Source organism: Halomonas sp. YLB-10 (assembly GCF_003856855.1).
Taxonomy (GTDB): Bacteria; Pseudomonadota; Gammaproteobacteria; order Pseudomonadales; family Halomonadaceae; genus Halomonas; species Halomonas litopenaei.
In genome coordinates this window covers 46156-63599 of the sequence record NZ_RRCU01000007.1, presented here as the reverse complement: position 1 = coordinate 63599, position 17444 = coordinate 46156, and the positions used below count along the sequence as shown (strand labels likewise).

The window sequence follows — 17444 nt, the reverse complement described above, 5'->3', positions numbered from 1 at the left end:
ACGCGAATGGCCGACGGCAAAGGCAAGGACGACAACGGCAAGCTTCTGTATTGTTCGTTCTGTGGCAAGAACCAGAACGAAGTACGCAAGCTGATCGCCGGTCCGTCCGTTTATATCTGCGATGAGTGTGTCGATCTCTGCAACGACATCATTCGCGAAGAAGTTCTCGATGCCGATGCCGAGAGCGACGAGGAGCGTCTGCCCGTTCCGCGCGAAATTCGACACACCCTCGACGACTACGTGATCGGTCAGGACCGCGCCAAGACGGTGCTGTCGGTGGCCGTGTACAACCACTACAAGCGTCTGCGTCACAGTGGCAAGGATGAGGTCGAGCTCGGCAAGTCGAACATCCTGCTGATCGGGCCCACCGGTAGCGGCAAGACTCTGCTGGCGGAGACCCTGGCGCGGTTGCTCAATGTTCCCTTCACCATCGCCGATGCCACCACGCTGACCGAAGCGGGCTACGTCGGCGAGGATGTCGAGAACATCATCCAGAAGCTGCTGCAGAAGTGCGACTACGACGTGGACAAGGCCGAGCGTGGCATTGTCTACATCGACGAGATCGACAAGATCTCGCGCAAGTCGGACAATCCGTCGATCACCCGGGATGTTTCTGGCGAGGGCGTGCAGCAGGCGCTGTTGAAGCTGATCGAGGGCACCACGGCCTCGGTGCCTCCGCAAGGTGGTCGCAAGCATCCGCAGCAGGAGTTTCTGCAGGTCGATACCGGCAATATCCTGTTTATCGTCGGCGGTGCCTTCGCCGGCCTCGACAAGGTTATCCGGGATCGTGCCGAGACCGGTGGCATTGGCTTCAATGCCGAGGTCAAGAGCAAGGATGAGACCAAGGGTGTCGGCGATCTGCTGCTGGACGTGGAACCCGAGGATCTGGTCAAGTTCGGCCTGATTCCCGAGTTCGTCGGACGTCTGCCGGTCATCGCAACCTTGACCGAGCTGACCGAAGACGCACTGATTCAGATTCTGACCGAGCCGAAGAACTCGCTGGTCAAGCAGTACGCTCGGTTGTTCGACATGGAAGGCGTCGAGCTGGACTTCCGCGAGGATGCCCTGCGCGCGGTGGCCCACAAGGCAATGGCGCGCAAGACCGGCGCCCGTGGCCTACGTTCGATTCTCGAGTCGGTGCTGCTCGACACCATGTACGAGATTCCCTCTCTCGAGGGCGTCAGCAAGGTGGTTATCGACGCCTCTGTCATCGGTGGGGAGAGTGATCCCCTGCTGATCTACAGCCAGGCCAGCGACGCTGAGGAAGACACTCGCGTGGACGGCACCGACGGCTAGTCCGTCAGCGCTTCCCGCGACGCCGTCAAAAGGGGCCGCAGACGCGGCCCCTTTGTCTGCCGGAGCCTTCGATGGCGATTCGGCTAGGCGTTTCCCCTTGCAATGCCTCGGGGCTGCCCCCATCCCCTTAGGTTTCACCCGCTAAGTTTGAGGAACGTCTGCGATGCAGCAGAACGCCGAACAGACTATGAGTCTGCCCCTTTTGCCACTGCGTGACGTGGTGGTATACCCGCAGATGGTCATCCCCTTGTTTGTCGGCAGAGAGAAGTCGATTCAAGCGCTGGAAGCCGCCATGGCGGATGACAAGCGGGTCTTGCTGGTCGCCCAGCGTGAGGCGAGCAAGGATGATCCCGATGACGAAGATCTGTTCGCCATCGGCACGGTAGCCGAGATCATGCAGCTGCTGAAACTCCCGGACGGTACCGTCAAGGTGCTGATCGAGGGCGAGTCTCGCGCCGATATCGGTGAGATCTCGGTAGCCGAAGAGGGTTACTCCACGGCCCAGGTGATACTGCGTTCCAGCGAGCCCCTGAGCGAGCGTGAGCAGGAGTCGTTGGTGCGGGTGCTGCTCAACCAGTTCGAGCAGTACGTCAAGATGTCGAAGAAGGTGCCCAACGAGGTACTGAATTCGCTGGCCGGGATCGAGGATCCCAGCCGCCTGGTGGATACGATCTGCGCCCATCTGTCGCTGAAGATCGGCGACAAGCAGGAATTGCTCGAGATGGATCGCGTCCGCGATCGTATCGAGCACCTGATGGCGCTGATCGAAGCCGAGATCGACCTGCTGCAGGTAGAGAAGCGCATTCGCTCCAGGGTCAAGGACCAGATGGAGAAGTCCCAGCGCGAGTACTACCTCAACGAGCAGATGAAGGCCATCCAGAAGGAGATGGGCGAGCTCGAGAACGCGCCAAACGAGGCCGACAAGTACGAGCAGGCCATCAAGGACTCCGGGATGCCCAAGGAGGCCGCCGACAAGGCCAACCAGGAGCTCGGCAAGTTGCGCATGATGTCACCTTCCTCGGCGGAGGCGACGGTGGTGCGCTCTTACCTCGACTGGCTGGTGTCGGTACCGTGGAAGAAACGTACCCGGGTCAAGCACGATCTGATCAATGCCCAGAAGGTGCTCGACGAGGACCACTATGGACTGGATGAGGTCAAGGAACGCATCCTCGAGTATCTGGCCGTGCACAAGCGGGTCAAGAAGCTCAAGGGGCCGGTGCTGTGTCTGGTGGGGCCTCCCGGCGTCGGCAAGACCTCGCTGGGCAAGTCCATCGCCCGGGCGACCAATCGCAAGTATGTGCGTCTGGCCCTCGGCGGCGTGCGTGATGAATCGGAAATCCGTGGGCATCGCCGGACCTATATCGGCTCTCTGCCCGGAAAGCCGATCCAGCGCATGGCCAAGGCGGGGGTGAAGAACCCGTTGTTCCTGCTTGACGAGGTCGACAAGGTCGGCATGGACCATCGTGGAGATCCTGCGTCTGCGCTGCTTGAGGTGCTGGACCCCGAACAGAACAACACCTTCAGTGACCACTACCTGGAGCTGGACTACGATCTGTCGGAAACCCTGTTCATCTGTACCGCCAACTCGATGAATATTCCGGGGCCGCTGCTGGACCGCATGGAGGTGATACGCCTCCCGGGGTACACCGAGGATGAGAAGCTGGCCATCGCCACGCGCTATCTGGTGCCCAAGCAGCTGGCCGCTAACGGCTTCAAGGAAGATGAGCTGAGCTTTGGTGAGGATGCGCTGCTGGAGCTGATTCGCTACTACACCCGCGAAGCCGGCGTTCGCGAGCTCGAGCGGCAGATCGCCAAGGTCAGTCGCAAGGTGTTGCGTGAGCGGCTCGAGAAGGAAGGCAAGGAAGGCGCCCTGGGCTCGCAGACGCTGGCGGCCGAGGATATCGAAGCCTACGCTGGCGTGCGGCGTTACAGCTACGGTCTGGCCGACCAGCAGGACCAGGTCGGTCGTGTGACCGGACTCGCCTGGACCTCGGTGGGAGGTGAGTTGCTCAATATCGAGTCGGTGGTGACGCCTGGCAAGGGGCGTCTCAACAAGACCGGTTCACTGGGTGACGTCATGAAGGAGTCGGTGAGTGCCGCCCAGACGGTGGTGCGGGCCCGCGCCGAGGCGCTGGGGATCGATCCCGAGCGGTTCGAGAAGGAAGACCTGCATATCCACGTGCCGGAGGGAGCCACCCCCAAGGACGGCCCCAGCGCGGGTATCGCCATGGTGACCGCCATGGTCTCGGCTTTCTGCAACCGTCCTGTGCGTTGCGACGTTGCGATGACCGGTGAGGTCAACCTGAGAGGCGAAGTCATGCCGATCGGTGGGCTCAAGGAGAAATTGCTGGCGGCCAGGCGCGGTGGTATAAAGACGGTGCTAATACCCGAGGAGAACCGTCGCGATCTCAAGGAGGTCCCTGAAAATATCAAGGATGCTCTGACGATCCATCCGGTTCGCTGGATTGATGAAGTGCTCGAGCTCGCTCTGTCACAAAAGGTGGATCAAAAAACCGACGATTCACTGTCGACAGAGTCGTCTGCGACACACTCAATGGTCAGCACACACTAGTGACGTTTTTTCCATGATCTTGGGTGTAGAATGCCGAGTTCATGCGGATTGGCAAGGAAGGTTGCTTGACAGGTCTTTTGCTGCATTGCTATAAATTATCGCCATGCTGCGATCGAGCCTGTCGGCAAGAAGTATCGCCGTTTCGAATTTTTTCTGTAATAGTCAAGGGGTGAAGTGTGAACAAGTCCGAGCTGATTGATGCCATTGCCGCGTCTGCCGATATTCCGAAGGCCGCCGCTTCTCGCGCGCTGGATGCTATGGTGGAATCCGTGACCGAGAGCCTGAAGCAGGGCGACAGCGTTTCACTGGTTGGCTTTGGTACCTTCTCCGTCAAGGAGCGCGCTGCACGTACCGGCCGCAACCCGCAGACCGGTCAGCCGATCGAAATCAGTGCCGCCAAGGTGCCGAGCTTCAAGGCCGGCAAGGCTCTGAAGGATTCCGTCAACTAAGACGCGTGGTCTCGGCGGCACGTCGAGCATCGTCACGTTGACACGAGTCTGGCGGCCACCGCCTACGCCGGACTCGCCAAGGGCGCATCGCTATCGCGGTGCGCCTTTTTCATGAGTTTGGGGGAGGTCGCGCCAGGCCCTCGGGTGCGTATACTGGTGCGCGACGAATCCCCATCCTTTCGCAGAGGCATGCATGCTGCAGAGTATTCGCGACCGATCCCAGAGCTGGATCGCAAAGATCATCATTGGTGCCGTGATCGTCACCATGGCACTGTTTGGCGTGGAGTCGTTGATTGGTCTATTCGGACAATCCGGCGATGAGGTCGCCACGGTCAATGGTGAGCCCATCAATCGCCAGCAGGTCGAACTGAATGTCCAGCGCGCCATGCGCTCCAACCAGGTGCCGGCCGACCAGGAGCGCGCGCTGCGCGGCGAAGTGCTCGAAGGCTTGATCAGTGACCGCTTGATGATCGACTACGCCAAGAACGGCGGACTAGCGGTTTCGGACAATCAACTCGACCAGTTGATCGTCAGTCGCCCGGAGTTTCAGAATGCCGATGGCCAGTTCGACCAGGAGCTCTTCCGCAGCCGTCTTTCCAGCGTCGGCTATACGCCATTGTCCTTCCGCGAGCAGCTCAGTCGTGACGTCATGCGCGGGCACATTCAGCAAGGCCTGATCGCCAGCGACTTCACCTTGCCAGGTGAACGCGAGCGGCTTGCCGAGTTGCAGCGCCAGACGCGTAGTTTCCGCTACCACCGGCTGACCGAGGCGGACCTCGAGGCGCCTGTCGAGGTGTCTCAGGCGGAAATGACAGCCTACTACAACGAGCATCAGCAGGAATTCCTGCGGCCGGAGCAGGTCAAGCTCGGTTACATCGTGCTCGACCAGGAGGCCATGGCCGCCGATATCGAGGTGAGCGAGGAGGACCTGCGCGAAGCCTGGGAAGCCCAGGCAGAGAACGCCGATCGTCAGATATCACACATCATGGTGACCTTCGGCGACGAGCGCAGCAGAGACGAGGCCGAGGCCCGTATCGAAGCCATCAAGGCGCGACTGGCCGATGGCGACGCGTTCGACGATCTGGCGGCCGAGTTCTCCGATGACACATCCACCAGCGACGACGGTGGCGATCTTGGGGTGATCACCCGGGGTATCTTCGGCGAGGCCTTTGAAGAGGCCGCCTTTGCCCTCGACGAGGGCCAGGTCTCCGAGGCGGTCGAGACCGACAACGGACTGCACCTGATCAAGGTGACCGAGATCGATCGTGCGGACTTTGCCTCCGAGCGTGACCGTCTGCGTGATCAACTTGCTCAGGCACAGGTGCGCGACGCCTTCAATGACAAGGCCCAGCAGTTGATCGACGAGAGCTTCGCTGCAGACGATCTTCAGAGTGTGGCTGACGACCTTGGACTCGAGCGTCAGACCAGTGATTGGGTCGGTCGTGAAGGCGCTGAAGGCGTACTGGCCGAACCTGGCGTGATGGACCAGGCCTTCAGCGATGAGGTGCTTGGAGAGGGGTTCAACAGCGAGGTCATCGAGCTGGATGGCTCGCGGCGTCTGGTGCTGCGGGTGCTCGATCACCGCGACGCGGCGACGCTCCCGCTGGAGCAGGTGAAGGACCAGGTCGAAGCGGCGGTGCGTCAAGCCAAGACCCGCGACGCCTTGATCGAGCTTGCTGAAGAGCGAGTGTCGCAGCTGCAGGGGGGCCAGTCTCTGGACATCGATTGGCAGCGTGCTGACAACATCAGCCGTCAGGACGCGCCCAGCGTACCCGATGCAGTGCTGACCACCGCGTTCAAGCTGCCGCATCCTGAAGAGGGCCAGGTGGTTTACGGCCGGGCGGTCGATGGCGCCGATGTCAGTCTTATTGCCCTAGAGAGCATTGGCCAGGGTGAGGGTAACCAGCAGATGGAGCAGTTTGTCGCCAGCATGGCCGAGCGGCTGCGTGCCCAGGCGGTGCTGGATGGCCTGTTGACCCATCTACGCGATACCGGCGAGATCGAGCGTTACTAGCCAACTCGTCTAGCCAGCGCGGAGAGGGGCCGCACGCGTGTCGCGGTCCCCCTGCTGTCGAAAAGGAGCGCCATCTGGCGCTCCTTTTCGTTGGCGCCGGCCTGTGAAGTCCTGTTGGAACGATTGTTGGAGCGATGTTTCGGGTATTGCGTGCCTGCTCGATGGTTCTTTTTATACCGTTATCTTGCGTTCTAGTGAAGCGCATACGGCGTTCAGGGTATAGCGTCGCACAAGGCCTCTGCATATGCATAGGCTGTTTATATTTATACCGTTATCTTATTGGTCGTCATCTGCTGCCAATCTTCTAGCCGGAGCCAAGAACCATCATGCAACCACTGGCCAGCATCCCCACCCATGTCATCACCGGATTTCTCGGCAGCGGCAAGAGCCAGTTGATCCGCCATTGGATCGATCGCAAACCCGTTGGTGAGCGGTGGGCAATCCTGATCAATGAATTTGGTCAGGTGGGCATCGACCAAGCGATAGTCGGGGAGCGCGACGACGTCACCGTGCAGGGGGTGCCAGGAGGGTGTCTCTGCTGTCAGGTGGCGACGGTCTTCCGCTCGGTGCTGGTGCAGTTGCTGCGCCGCGAACGGCCAGATCGACTGCTGATCGAGCCCTCCGGGCTCGGCCACCCGGCCGGCCTGCTGGAGGTGCTGGGGGGCGGCGATCTTGCCCAGGTGCTGGATCTCCGCCAGGTCATCACTGTGCTCGATGCACGCCGTCTCGATGATCCCAGAGTCACTAACCACTCCACCTTTATCGATCAGCTGGCAGTGGCCGATGGATGGGTGCTGTCCATGCAGGACCTGCTCGAGGACGAGCATCGCCAAGGGGTTGAACGATGGCGCCAGGAGAGTGGCTTGGCACCATCCTGGATGGTGCCAGGCGGCGCGAAAGGGTTGCCGATCAGCCATCTGCTCGACTCCCCGGCGCGAGGCCGTCAGAACGTCCGTGGCGATGCTCAGAGTCTGCTGCTGCGTCGGCCTTCGCTGCATGCCGAGACGATCGACTCGTCGCCAGGTACGCCAGAGGTCCCGGCGCCCATCGCCGGTGGTGCAGCAAGACAGAACGGACACGGTCTGGGGTATCGCTCCGCAAGCTGGCATTGGCACCGCGAGGAGTGCTTCGATCTCGCAGCGCTGGACCAGTGGTGGAAGCAACTGCCATCTGGCGTGCGGGTGAAAGGGGTCATGCGAACCGGCCGGGGCTGGCGCACCTTCCCGCTTCCGTCCGTTCCCGGCAAGGAGGCTCAGGCGTCCTGGCGCAAGGATTCGCGGCTCGAGATGATCTGGCCAGAGGATATGGAACTCGATATCGATGGCCTGGAGCGGGCGCTCGAGCAGTGTCGACGTCGGCCGTCGGGTGAGGCGGGGCCGGACGCCTGAGCGTCCGGCGTGTCATCGACGCCCGAAGGCCCAGGGCGGGCAGGGCGTCGATAAAGGCTGCGTCAGAAGGAAAAGCGGTTGAGTGATGGGGCCTCGCCGTCTTCGATGCGCACCTCCCAGCCCTGATCGCGGGTCCAGTCGCCGACCACGATACGTTGCGCCGACACGGGATCGCCCTGAGGGCCGGCAAGGCTCAAGTCATGCACGGCGGGACGATGGGTATGACCGTGAATCAGCCTGCGAACCTCGTGGGCCTGCATCACGTCGACGACTTCCTCGGGGGTGACGTCCATGATGTCAGCGGCCTTGGTGCTGTTGGCCTCGCCGGACTGCTGACGCAACTGGCTTGCCAAGGCCAGACGCTCCGGGATCGGCATGGCAAGGACTCCTGCCTGCCACTGCGGGTCACGGGCCTTGGCGCGAAACGCCATGTAGGCTTCGTCGCTGGTGCACAGGCTGTCACCGTGCATCACCAGCGTAGGCTCACCGCCAAGGTCAAGTCGTTGTGGTTCGTCGAGCAGGGTGGCGCCGGCCCGCTGGGCGAAGCTTTCGCCCAGCAGGAAGTCGCGGTTGCCGTGCATCAGGAAAAGTCGCATGCCGGCGTCGCTGGCAGCCTTGAGGCGTTCGGCCACCTGGCAGGCCAGAGCCGCGTGGCCAGACGGATCCGCGGCGCCGAGATCCATCAGGTCGTCGCCGATCCAGGCGTCGAAGATGTCACCGATCAGGTAAAGATCGGTGCCTTCGGCGGTGTTGCGCTCGAGGTAGTCGAAGAATCCCTGGGTGATCTGCGGCGCCTCGGGATGCAGGTGCAGGTCAGCGATCAACAGAGTGGTCATGGTGTTCATGGTCTCCTGAACGCAGCACGCCCGCAGCGCGGGCGTGCTCGGTGGAAAGGCAGGAGGATCAGGCGTCGTCCTTGACGTAGGCGCGCTGGATGATCACGTCCTCGGCAGGGACGTCGGCGTGCATGCCGCGTCGGGTGGTGGCCACGTCCTTGATCCGGTTGACCACGTCCATGCCGTCGACCACACGACCGAAGACACAGTAGCCCCAGCCCTGCATGTTCTTGCCGGTATGATTGAGGAAGTCGTTGTCGGCCACATTGATGAAGAACTGGGCGGTGGCGGAGTGAGGGTCCTGGGTCCGCGCCATGGCCAGGGTGCCGGTGGCGTTCTTGAGGCCATTGTCCGCTTCGTTCTCGATGGGGTCACGCGTGGGCTTCTGCTCGAAGTTGCTGTCGAAGCCGCCGCCCTGGACCATGAAGCCGTCGATCACGCGATGGAAAAGGGTGCCATCGTAGAAGCCATCGCGGACGTACTGCTCGAAGTTGGCCGCGGTCTTTGGCGCCTCTTCATGGTTGAGTTCGATCGAGATGTCGCCAAAATTGGTCTGCAGAATGATCATGGAGTGGTCCTGTAGCGTTTACAGCGCCTCTTGGCGCCTTTCTCGTTCTCGGCCCGGCTTGGCGCCGGGCCCTGGCGTGACGCTATAATAGCCGTTTTGCTTCGCAGCGCGAAGCCGGGGGCGGATCTGTGCCCTTCAAAGCCCTTACTTCACCAGAGGTTGATTCATCAACATGACCACCGAGACCAGCAACGCGCCGAATTTCATTCGCAATCAGATTCGCGAGGAAATCGAGGCCGGACGGTCACAGAAGATCGTGACGCGATTCCCCCCCGAGCCGAATGGCTTCTTGCACATCGGGCACGCCAAGTCGATCTGTCTCAACTTCGGACTCGCGGAGCAGTTCGGTGGTGACTGCCATCTTCGCTTCGATGACACCAACCCCGCCAAGGAAGAGCAGGCCTACATCGACGCCATCAAGGAAGACGTGCACTGGCTGGGCTTCCAGTGGGCGGGCGACATTCGTTTCGCCTCCGACTACTTCGACCAGCTCTACGCCTGGGCGCAGCATCTGGTGAAGGAAGGCAAGGCCTATGTCGATGATCTGTCTCCGGATGAGATTCGCGAATACCGCGGTACCCTGACCGAAGCCGGTCGCCCCAGTCCCTACCGCGACCGCAGCGCAGAGGAGAACCTCGATCTGCTCGAGCGCATGCGCCAGGGGGAATTTGCCGAAGGCGAAAAGGTGCTGCGCGCGAAGATCGACATGGCCTCGCCCAACATCAACCTGCGCGACCCGATCCTGTATCGCATTCGGCATGCCAGCCACCACCAGACCGGCGACAAGTGGAAGATCTATCCGTCCTACGACTTCACCCACGGCCAGTCTGACGCTATCGAAGGGATTACCCACTCGGTCTGCACCCTGGAGTTCGAGGACCACAGGCCGCTCTACGAATGGTTTCTGGAGCAGCTGCCGGTGCCGGCCAAGCCCCGGCAGATCGAGTTTGCGCGCCTGAATCTGAACTATACCCTGACCTCCAAGCGCAAGCTCAAGCTGCTGGTCGACAACGGCATCGTCGATGGCTGGGATGATCCGCGCATGCCTACCATCTCCGGGATGCGTCGGCGCGGTTATACACCGGCGTCGATTCGCAAGTTCTGCGAGATGATCGGTGTGACCCGGGCCGACGGCGGTCTGGTGGACATCGCCATGCTGACCCATGCCATCCGCTCCGACCTCGAGGACAATGCGCCTCGTGCCATGTGCGTGCTGAAGCCGCTCAAGGTGGTGTTGACCAATGTCGACGCCGACCACGAAGAGGTCTATGAGGTGGCGGGACACCCGGCCCGTGACGACATGCCGGTGCGCCGTATCCCCTTTACCCGAGAGCTGTGGATCGACCGCGACGATTTCATGGAAGAGCCGCCGAAGAAGTTCTTCCGTCTGGCCCCGGGCAAGGAGGTTCGCCTGCGCAACAGCTACGTGATCCGTTGTGACGAGGTGGTCAAGGACGAGGCGGGCGAGATCCAGGAGCTGCGTTGCAGTGTGGACTTCGACACCCTGGGCAAGAACCCGGAAGGGCGCAAGGTGAAAGGGGTCATCCACTGGGTCAGTGCCAGCCACGGGGTGCCGATCGAGGTGCGGCTCTACGACAATCTGTTCCTGGTCGAGCAGCCGGACAAGGACAAGGACGCCGATTTCCTCGAGCACCTGAACCCCGAGTCGCTGGTGACCGTCCAGGGTGTCGGCGAGCCGAGCCTGGCCGATGCCGGCAACGAGGATCGCTATCAGTTCGAGCGCGTCGGCTACTTCTGTGCCGACCGCTACGCCAGCCGCCCCGATCACCTGGTGTTCAATCGCACGGTCGGTCTCAAGGACACCTGGGCCAAGATGCAGAAGAAGGGCTGACATGCAGATCTACAACACGCTGAGCCGCACCAAGGAAGAGTTCACGCCCATCGAGCCGGGCAAGGTACGCATGTACGTCTGTGGCATGACGGTATATGACTTCTGCCACCTGGGACATGCCCGGGTCATGGTCGCCTTCGATGTCATCAGCCGCTATCTGCGCCATCGTGGCTATGACGTCACCTACGTGCGCAACATCACCGATATCGACGACAAGATCCTGCGTCGCGCCGAAGAGAACGGCGAGAGCATCGGTGAACTGACCGAGCGCATGATCGACGCCATGCACGAGGATGAAGGTCGACTGTTTGTCCAGCGTCCGGACCAGGAGCCCAGGGCCACCGGTCACGTGGCCGAGATCATCGGCATGATCGAGGTGCTGATCGACAAGGGCTTTGCCTACGCGCCGGGTAACGGTGATGTCTACTATCGCGTGCGCAAGTTCGAAGGCTACGGCAAGCTCAATAATCGTAACCTCGACGATATGCGCTCCGGCGCCCGCGTCGAGGTCGACGAGCACAAGGAAGATCCGCTGGACTTCGTGCTGTGGAAGGGTGCCAAGCCGGGTGAGGCCAGCTGGGCCTCTCCCTGGGGCGAGGGGCGTCCGGGTTGGCATATCGAATGTTCGGCAATGTCCACCTGCTGCCTGGGCAACACCTTCGACATCCACGGTGGAGGTCCGGACCTGACCTTCCCGCACCACGAGAACGAGATCGCCCAGAGCGAGGCGGCCACAGGCGAGCGCTACGTCAATACCTGGATGCACGCCGGAGCGGTGCGGGTCGACAGCGAAAAGATGTCGAAGTCACTGGGCAACTTCTTCACCATTCGCGAGGTGCTGGAGCACCACGATCCAGAGGTGGTCCGGTATCTGCTGGTGGCAAGCCACTATCGCAGTGCCATCAACTACGCCCCGGAGGCGCTTGGCGAGGCACGCAAGTCACTCGAGCGCTTCTATACCGCGCTTGACGGTGTCGCGCTGCCGGCGGAAATCGAAGTAGGGCCGGGCGACTACGCCGCACGCTTCAGCGCCGCCATGGACGATGACTTCAACACGCCGGAGGCCCTGTCGGTGCTGTTCGAACTGGTACGCGAGCTCAATCGTGCGCGCAAGGAAGGCAGCGATGACGTTCCTGCCCTGGCGCTCGAGCTCAAGCGTCTGGGCGGTATCCTGGGCTTGTTGACCCAGGAGCCGGCCGCCTTCCTCAAGGGTGGTTCGGTAGCGCTGTCCGAAGACGAGATCAATGCGCGTATCGCGGCGCGGGCGGAGGCCAAGAAGGCCAGGCAGTTCGCCGAAGCGGACCGCATCCGCGACGAGCTCGCCGCCCTGGGGATCGTGCTCAAGGACTCCCGCGAAGGTACCACCTGGGTGGTCGACAAGGGCTGAGCTCAGCCCGTAGTCGCCTGTCGCTTGTGCACCGCACGGGGCGGCAGGGGGACCTGTCGGGGCCAGTCGTCGCCGACCACGAAGATGCGCCGTCCGCATGCCGCGGGCGGCGCATTTTTCATGTCCGGGGTGGCAGGCTCATCGGCATCCTGGCCAAGGACCCATGAGCCATCCAGCGGCGGGTCCAGTGCCTCTCGCTCGAAGCGCAGGGGGTCCTCGGTCAGCATCACCTGTACCGGTGTCGCATAGGTGGCGAAATGTGCCGCCAGCGCCCGTGTCAGGTCGTCACGGCTGCTCCAGTGTCGCGGTTGTGGCGGGGCCAGCCAATGGGGTTTCGCCAGGCAGGTACCGAAGCGCATGTTCTCGAACTGTCGGCACAGGGCCGACCAGTCGCGCCAGTGACACCAGAGCCCCTGTAGCGCCGAATCCGGCACGCCGCGGGGTAGCGCCATGGGACAGTGCCAGGGTTGAAACAACACCCCGGGCATCGCCAGGTGGGCCTCGATTCCGTGTTGCAGTGACGCCAGGGGAGCCCCTTTGATCGTGTTGGCGGGGCTGTCATTCAGGCCCAGACGCAAAAGCTCTCGGGCGCGCTGGCTCTGCAGCAGGGGCAGTTGATGATGCAACAGATGGCTGACCTTCAGCGCCAGGCTGTCCAGCCCCCCGGGGCCTATCCAGCGACAGGTATCGCTCGAGTCCCCCGGACCGCAGGGGAGGCCGAGAAAGAACTTGATCGCCACTTCCAGGTGTTGAAGGCGCCCATCGGCGTTGCGGTAGAGCAGGTCCAGTTCGCCCAGGGTCCGCTTTTCTTCTCGAATAGGCACATTGTGAGCCAGCAACTCGGTAGCCGGTGCCGTAGAGAGCAAAAATTGCCAAAGAAACTCGTGATATTGTCCAAGCCGGGTGGTGGCGGTGCGCCCCACCATCGCCTCAAGTGCGCTCGGGTCGGCGTCGATGGCCGCCAGATAGGCGTGTCGGTGCTCCGGCTCGCCCAGCCCGAGCTGGGTCAGACTCGGACGCCCGGGCCAGTCGGTGTCGATCAGGTCGGGAGCCGTCATCAGCCATGCCAGATCACGCACCATGGGATGGTTGGGTACTGCGCCGAGCTGGACGGCGGTGGTTGCGCCTTGGCATGAGGTCATGATGGACTCACGTTGGTGAAACGTTCAGCAGGCTTGGCCTTGCCTCCTTATACTCAGCATACACACACAAGGAATTGGGTGAGATATATGAAACGTCCCCTGGTGTTAGCCGTGATGGTCGCCTCTGCCCTGGCGGGGCAGGTTCAAGCACAGGACCCGCTGGTGGTGTCCTCCAAGATCGATACCGAGGGCTCCGTGCTGGGTCAGATGATCCTGCAGCGCCTGGAAGCGGCAGGGCTCGAGGTCGAGGATCGGCTTCAGCTTGGCGGCACCAGCATCGTGCGCGAGGCCTTGATCAACGGCGAGATCGATATCTATCCGGAATACACCGGCAACGGTGCCTTCTTCCACGACATGACCGACAGCCCGGTGTGGCATGACGCGGACAAGGCCTATGAAACGGTGAAGAGCAAGGACGCCGAGCAGGGGCTGGTATGGCTCGAGCCGGCCTCGGCCAATAATACCTACGCCATCAGCGTGCGCGGAGACGTCGCCCGTGACAACGGGCTCGAGACCCTGGAAGACATGGCTGACTTCATCAACCAGGGGGGCGAATACAAGCTCGCGGCCAGTACCGATTTCGTCGAGTCCGCCTTTGCCTTGCCGGCGTTCGAGGAGGCTTACGGCTTCTCTCTGGACGATGATGACCTGCTGGTACTCTCCGGGGGTAATACCGCCGCGACCATGCGCGCCGCGGCCCAGCAGACCAGCGGCGTGAATTCTGCGATGACCTACGGCACCGATGGTGGCTTGCAGGCGCTGGACCTTACCGTGATGACCGACACCAAGGGTGTTCAGCCGGTCTATCAGCCGGCTCCCGTCGTGCGCAAGGAGGTGCTCGAGGCTCACCCCGAGATCGAAGAGGCTTTGGCGCCGGTGTTCCAGTCGCTGGATCTGGAGACCCTGCAGCGTCTCAACGGTGACGTGGCGGTGAACGGTCTGGACCCGGCGAAGGTGGCCGCCGACTACCTGTCGACTCTCGAGGACTGAGCCATCGGTCTCTTGAGTGCAGTGAACGGTGAGCGCGGCAATACGGTATTGTTGACTCTGATGCTGGTGGGGCTCGGTGCCTGGTGGGCCTTGCCTGTGGTCAGCGTCGCACCGAATCGTATTGTGCCCAGCGAGGCTCGCTACGCCTGGGAGGTGGCCGGGCCCGCCATGGCGCTGCTGGCCAGCCTGCCCATGGCCCTTGCGGCATTGTCGGCGCGTAGCGCTGACCCCGGCTGGCGCTCGCTTGGGCTGGTGCTGCTGGCGCTGGCGGGCCTGCCGCTGTGGCTGGTGTTGGCGGTGCACCAGCTCATCGATCCTGAGCTGCCCCAGGCGCGGCTCGGGATCGGTTCAGGCATCTGGTGTGCGCTGTTTGTGCTGATGTTGGCGCTTTTGGACCTGCGGACTCGACAGCGGCTGTCGACCGGGGTGTCCTGGCTCTTGATGCTGACTCCGCTGGCGCTGCTCGCCGTCTGCCTGCCGCTGGGGCTGAATCGTCTGGCGTTGTGGCAGGAGTACCAGGGCCGTGCCGATGACTTCTGGCTGGCCATCGGCGAGCACCTGCTGCTGGTCACTACCACCGTCGGCGTCAGTCTGGTCCTCGGCGCCGGCATCGCGCTGCTGATGCGGCGCTACCCCGAAGTGCAACGGGGCGCCTTCGCGGTACTCAATTTCCTGCAGACGATCCCCAGTCTGGCCTTGTTCGGCTTGTTGCTCGGACCGCTGGCGTGGCTTGCCAATCGCTACCCCTGGGTCGATTCGCTCGGCATCAGCGGCATCGGTTGGGCGCCGGCGCTGTTGGCCCTGGTGGCCTACAGCCTGTTGCCGATGGTCAGAAACACCTTTGTTGCCCTGGAGGGCGTTTCCCCCGGTGTGATCGAGGCGGCGCGCGGCATGGGCATGAGTCGGTTGCAGATCTTCTTTCAGGTGCGCCTGCCACTGGCGGTGCCGGTACTGCTGGAAGGGGTGCGCATCACCACGGTGCAGGCTATCGGCCTGACCGCGGTGGCGGCCCTGATCGGCGCCGGTGGGCTCGGGCGTTTCATCTTTCAAGGGCTGGGTCAGGCCGCCATGGATCTGGTGCTGTTGGGGGCCTTGCCCATTCTGGTGATGGCAATACTCGCCGATGCGGTACTCGGCAACCTGTCGAGGCGACTGGGGAGAGGAGAGGCCGCATGATCGAATTGATCAATATCAGCAAGCGTTTCGGGTCGACCACTGCGGTGGACAGCATTTCGCTGAAGGTGGAGAGCGGGGAGTTCTGCTGCCTGGTGGGGACCTCCGGCTGCGGCAAGTCCACCACCCTGAGGATGATCAACCGGCTGATCGAACACAGCGATGGCGAGATCCATATCGACCAGCAGCCCATTCGCAGCTTCAGGGAAGAGGCGCTGAGGCGTCGGATCGGCTACGCCATCCAGAGCACCGGTCTGTTCCCCCACTGGACCGTGGCGCGCAACATCGGCCTGGTGCCGCGACTGCTCAAGTGGCCAAAGGCCAGGATCGACGCACGGGTCGAGGAGCTGATGGCCTTGCTGGGGCTGTCGATGGACGAATTTGCCGGCAAGTACCCCGACCAGTTGTCCGGGGGGCAGGCGCAGCGGGTCGGGGTCGCCCGCGCCCTGGCGGCGGACCCGGATATCCTCCTGATGGACGAGCCGTTTGGCGCCCTGGACCCGATCACCCGCGAGAGCCTGCAACTGGAGCTGCGTGATCTTCAGGCGCGGCTGGGCAAGACCATCGTATTCGTGACCCACGACATGGACGAGGCCCTGACCCTGGCTGACCGGCTGGTGGTGATGCACGAAGGGCAGATCATGCAGCAGGGGCATCCATTGAGCGTGCTGAGAGACCCCGCCAACGATTTCGTCGCCTCGTTGCTGGGGGGCGAGGATCGCGGCCTCAAGGAGGCAGCGCTACTGCCGGTCAGCGAGCGCATGATGCCTCTGGGCACCGGTGGCGTGGCGCGCGAGCGGATCGACCAGGGCGCCTCGCTCAGGGAGGCGCTATCGGTGATGCTATGGCGCCGGGTCGAGCGCCTGGCAGTGGTCGATGACGATGATATTCCGATCGGCGAACTGAGCTTTCGTCGGCTGGTGGGAGCCCGGGGCCATGACTGAGCACTGGGCCAGCCGCTGGCGGGTTCCTGTCATCTGGGGGCTGTTGCTGCTGGCGGGTTGTCTGTTGATGGGGCAGCTGGAAGCGCTGTTTCGCTGGGTCGAGCCCGATAGCCGTGACGTGATCTTCTCGCGGGTGGACTTTCTGGTGTTGTTGGGACGCCATCTGCTGGTGGTCAGCGTTGCCGCCGTGCTGGCTACCTTGATCGGGGTGGGCGGCGCCATCGCCGTCACCCGTCCGGGAGGACGCGATTTTCTGCCGCTGGTCGCCCAGGTGGCATCGCTGGGACAGACGTTTCCTCCGGTGGCGGTACTGGCGCTGGCGGTGCCGGTGCTGGGTTTCGGCACCCTGCCCATCGTGGTGGCATTGCTGCTCTATGGTCTGCTGCCCATCGTGCGTAACACTCTCGCCGGGATCGAGGGTATCGATCCCTCGGTGCGGGAGGCCGCCCGTGGCATGGGCATGACCAGTGGCCAGATCTTGCTCCAGGTGGAATTGCCGCTGGCGGCACCGGTGATCCTGGCCGGTATTCGCACCTCGGTGACGATCAACATCGCCACCGCCGCCCTGGGTGCTACCGTTGGTTCAAGCAACCTTGGGGACCCGATCATCTCCGGTATCGTCAATGGCAACACCGCCTACATCGTCCAGGGCGCAGTGCTGATTGCACTGCTGGCGCTGACGGTGGACAGCGTGTTCGCGCGCCTGGCTCCTGCTCGCCGGGCCTGATGGCGTCGTCCGGGTCCGAACACCGAGACCTGGTCCGCTTTCCCTTTCCTGATCTCCGTATCCGCGAACCCCCCGTGCAGAGAGGGGGGCTTCGTGGTGGCCTGCG

Annotated in this window: 14 protein-coding genes; 11 read left to right on the top strand and 3 right to left on the bottom strand. The window is 62.7% G+C overall.

Going from position 1 to position 17444, the window contains the following annotated elements:
- Window positions 1-6 precede the first annotated feature (6 nt).
- From clpX to EBB56_RS15880, 5 genes are all read left to right on the top strand, one after another.
- Window positions 7-1296 (top strand): ATP-dependent Clp protease ATP-binding subunit ClpX, encoded by a 1290-nt coding sequence (gene clpX / locus EBB56_RS15900; RefSeq protein WP_045993751.1) that lies wholly within the window; start codon window positions 7-9, stop codon window positions 1294-1296.
- A 163-nt stretch (window positions 1297-1459) separates the two neighbouring features.
- A complete protein-coding gene (gene lon / locus EBB56_RS15895) occupies window positions 1460-3868 on the top strand; it encodes an endopeptidase La (protein ID WP_124804792.1) in 2409 nt (802 codons plus the stop codon).
- Between the two features lie 176 nt (window positions 3869-4044).
- A complete protein-coding gene (gene hupB / locus EBB56_RS15890) occupies window positions 4045-4317 on the top strand; it encodes a nucleoid-associated protein HU-beta (RefSeq protein WP_045993749.1) in 273 nt (90 codons plus the stop codon).
- Between the two features lie 193 nt (window positions 4318-4510).
- On the top strand, window positions 4511-6331 hold the full coding sequence (locus tag EBB56_RS15885) for a SurA N-terminal domain-containing protein (protein ID WP_045993748.1): 1821 nt from the start codon (window positions 4511-4513) through the stop codon (window positions 6329-6331).
- 326 nt (window positions 6332-6657) lie between these two features.
- A complete protein-coding gene (locus tag EBB56_RS15880; RefSeq protein ID WP_124804791.1) occupies window positions 6658-7719 on the top strand; it encodes a GTP-binding protein in 1062 nt (353 codons plus the stop codon).
- Between the two features lie 62 nt (window positions 7720-7781).
- On the opposite strand, the gene EBB56_RS15875 is transcribed toward EBB56_RS15880, so the two are convergent.
- Together EBB56_RS15875 and EBB56_RS15870 are read right to left on the bottom strand one after the other, a co-directional pair.
- Entirely contained in the window at window positions 7782-8564 is a 783-nt protein-coding gene (locus EBB56_RS15875; RefSeq protein ID WP_311767537.1) for a UDP-2,3-diacylglucosamine diphosphatase, read from the bottom strand.
- A gap of 58 nt (window positions 8565-8622) precedes the next feature.
- A complete protein-coding gene (locus EBB56_RS15870; protein WP_045993746.1) occupies window positions 8623-9123 on the bottom strand; it encodes a peptidylprolyl isomerase in 501 nt (166 codons plus the stop codon).
- A 172-nt stretch (window positions 9124-9295) separates the two neighbouring features.
- Between EBB56_RS15870 and EBB56_RS15865 the strand changes: the two genes are divergently transcribed.
- Window positions 9296-10975 (top strand): glutamine--tRNA ligase/YqeY domain fusion protein, encoded by a 1680-nt coding sequence (locus tag EBB56_RS15865; RefSeq protein ID WP_045993745.1) that lies wholly within the window; start codon window positions 9296-9298, stop codon window positions 10973-10975.
- Window position 10976: 1 nt separating this feature from the next.
- On the top strand, window positions 10977-12362 hold the full coding sequence (cysS, locus tag EBB56_RS15860; protein WP_124804790.1) for a cysteine--tRNA ligase: 1386 nt from the start codon (window positions 10977-10979) through the stop codon (window positions 12360-12362).
- A 2-nt stretch (window positions 12363-12364) separates the two neighbouring features.
- Here the strand turns inward: cysS and EBB56_RS15855 are convergent, their stop codons facing one another.
- Window positions 12365-13504, bottom strand: a complete 1140-nt coding sequence (locus EBB56_RS15855) for a DUF1853 family protein (protein ID WP_124804789.1) — start codon at window positions 13502-13504, stop codon at window positions 12365-12367.
- 87 nt (window positions 13505-13591) lie between these two features.
- Between EBB56_RS15855 and EBB56_RS15850 the strand changes: the two genes are divergently transcribed.
- The 4 genes from EBB56_RS15850 to EBB56_RS15835 are packed head-to-tail and all read left to right on the top strand — an operon-like array spanning window position 13592 to window position 17338.
- Window positions 13592-14494: an ABC transporter substrate-binding protein gene (locus EBB56_RS15850; RefSeq protein ID WP_045993742.1), complete on the top strand. Its 903-nt coding sequence runs from the start codon at window positions 13592-13594 to the stop codon at window positions 14492-14494.
- Window positions 14495-14515: 21 nt separating this feature from the next.
- Entirely contained in the window at window positions 14516-15670 is a 1155-nt protein-coding gene (locus EBB56_RS15845) for an ABC transporter permease (RefSeq protein ID WP_311767540.1), read from the top strand.
- Window positions 15667-16611 (top strand): ABC transporter ATP-binding protein, encoded by a 945-nt coding sequence (locus tag EBB56_RS15840; RefSeq protein WP_124804788.1) that lies wholly within the window; start codon window positions 15667-15669, stop codon window positions 16609-16611. The genes EBB56_RS15845 and EBB56_RS15840 overlap by 4 nt, the downstream gene beginning before the upstream one ends.
- Window positions 16604-17338, top strand: coding sequence for an ABC transporter permease (locus tag EBB56_RS15835; protein WP_124804787.1), 735 nt, complete (start codon window positions 16604-16606; stop codon window positions 17336-17338). Before EBB56_RS15840 ends, EBB56_RS15835 begins: the two co-directional genes overlap by 8 nt.
- Window positions 17339-17444 lie beyond the last annotated feature (106 nt).

Excerpts from the sequence above, each read along its gene's own strand:
- clpX (WP_045993751.1), top strand. The coding sequence starts at position 7 with ATGGCCGACGGCAAAGGCAAGGACGACAACGGCAAGCTTCTGTATTGT.
- EBB56_RS15855 (WP_124804789.1), bottom strand. The coding sequence starts at position 13,504 with ATGACCTCATGCCAAGGCGCAACCACCGCCGTCCAGCTCGGCGCAGTA.
- cysS (WP_124804790.1), top strand. The coding sequence starts at position 10,977 with ATGCAGATCTACAACACGCTGAGCCGCACCAAGGAAGAGTTCACGCCC.
- EBB56_RS15880 (WP_124804791.1), top strand. The coding sequence starts at position 6,658 with ATGCAACCACTGGCCAGCATCCCCACCCATGTCATCACCGGATTTCTC.
- EBB56_RS15835 (WP_124804787.1), top strand. The coding sequence starts at position 16,604 with ATGACTGAGCACTGGGCCAGCCGCTGGCGGGTTCCTGTCATCTGGGGG.
- EBB56_RS15870 (WP_045993746.1), bottom strand. The coding sequence starts at position 9,123 with ATGATCATTCTGCAGACCAATTTTGGCGACATCTCGATCGAACTCAAC.
- EBB56_RS15850 (WP_045993742.1), top strand. The coding sequence starts at position 13,592 with ATGAAACGTCCCCTGGTGTTAGCCGTGATGGTCGCCTCTGCCCTGGCG.
- EBB56_RS15875 (WP_311767537.1), bottom strand. The coding sequence starts at position 8,564 with ATGAACACCATGACCACTCTGTTGATCGCTGACCTGCACCTGCATCCC.
- EBB56_RS15840 (WP_124804788.1), top strand. The coding sequence starts at position 15,667 with ATGATCGAATTGATCAATATCAGCAAGCGTTTCGGGTCGACCACTGCG.
- EBB56_RS15885 (WP_045993748.1), top strand. The coding sequence starts at position 4,511 with ATGCTGCAGAGTATTCGCGACCGATCCCAGAGCTGGATCGCAAAGATC.
- EBB56_RS15865 (WP_045993745.1), top strand. The coding sequence starts at position 9,296 with ATGACCACCGAGACCAGCAACGCGCCGAATTTCATTCGCAATCAGATT.
- lon (WP_124804792.1), top strand. The coding sequence starts at position 1,460 with ATGCAGCAGAACGCCGAACAGACTATGAGTCTGCCCCTTTTGCCACTG.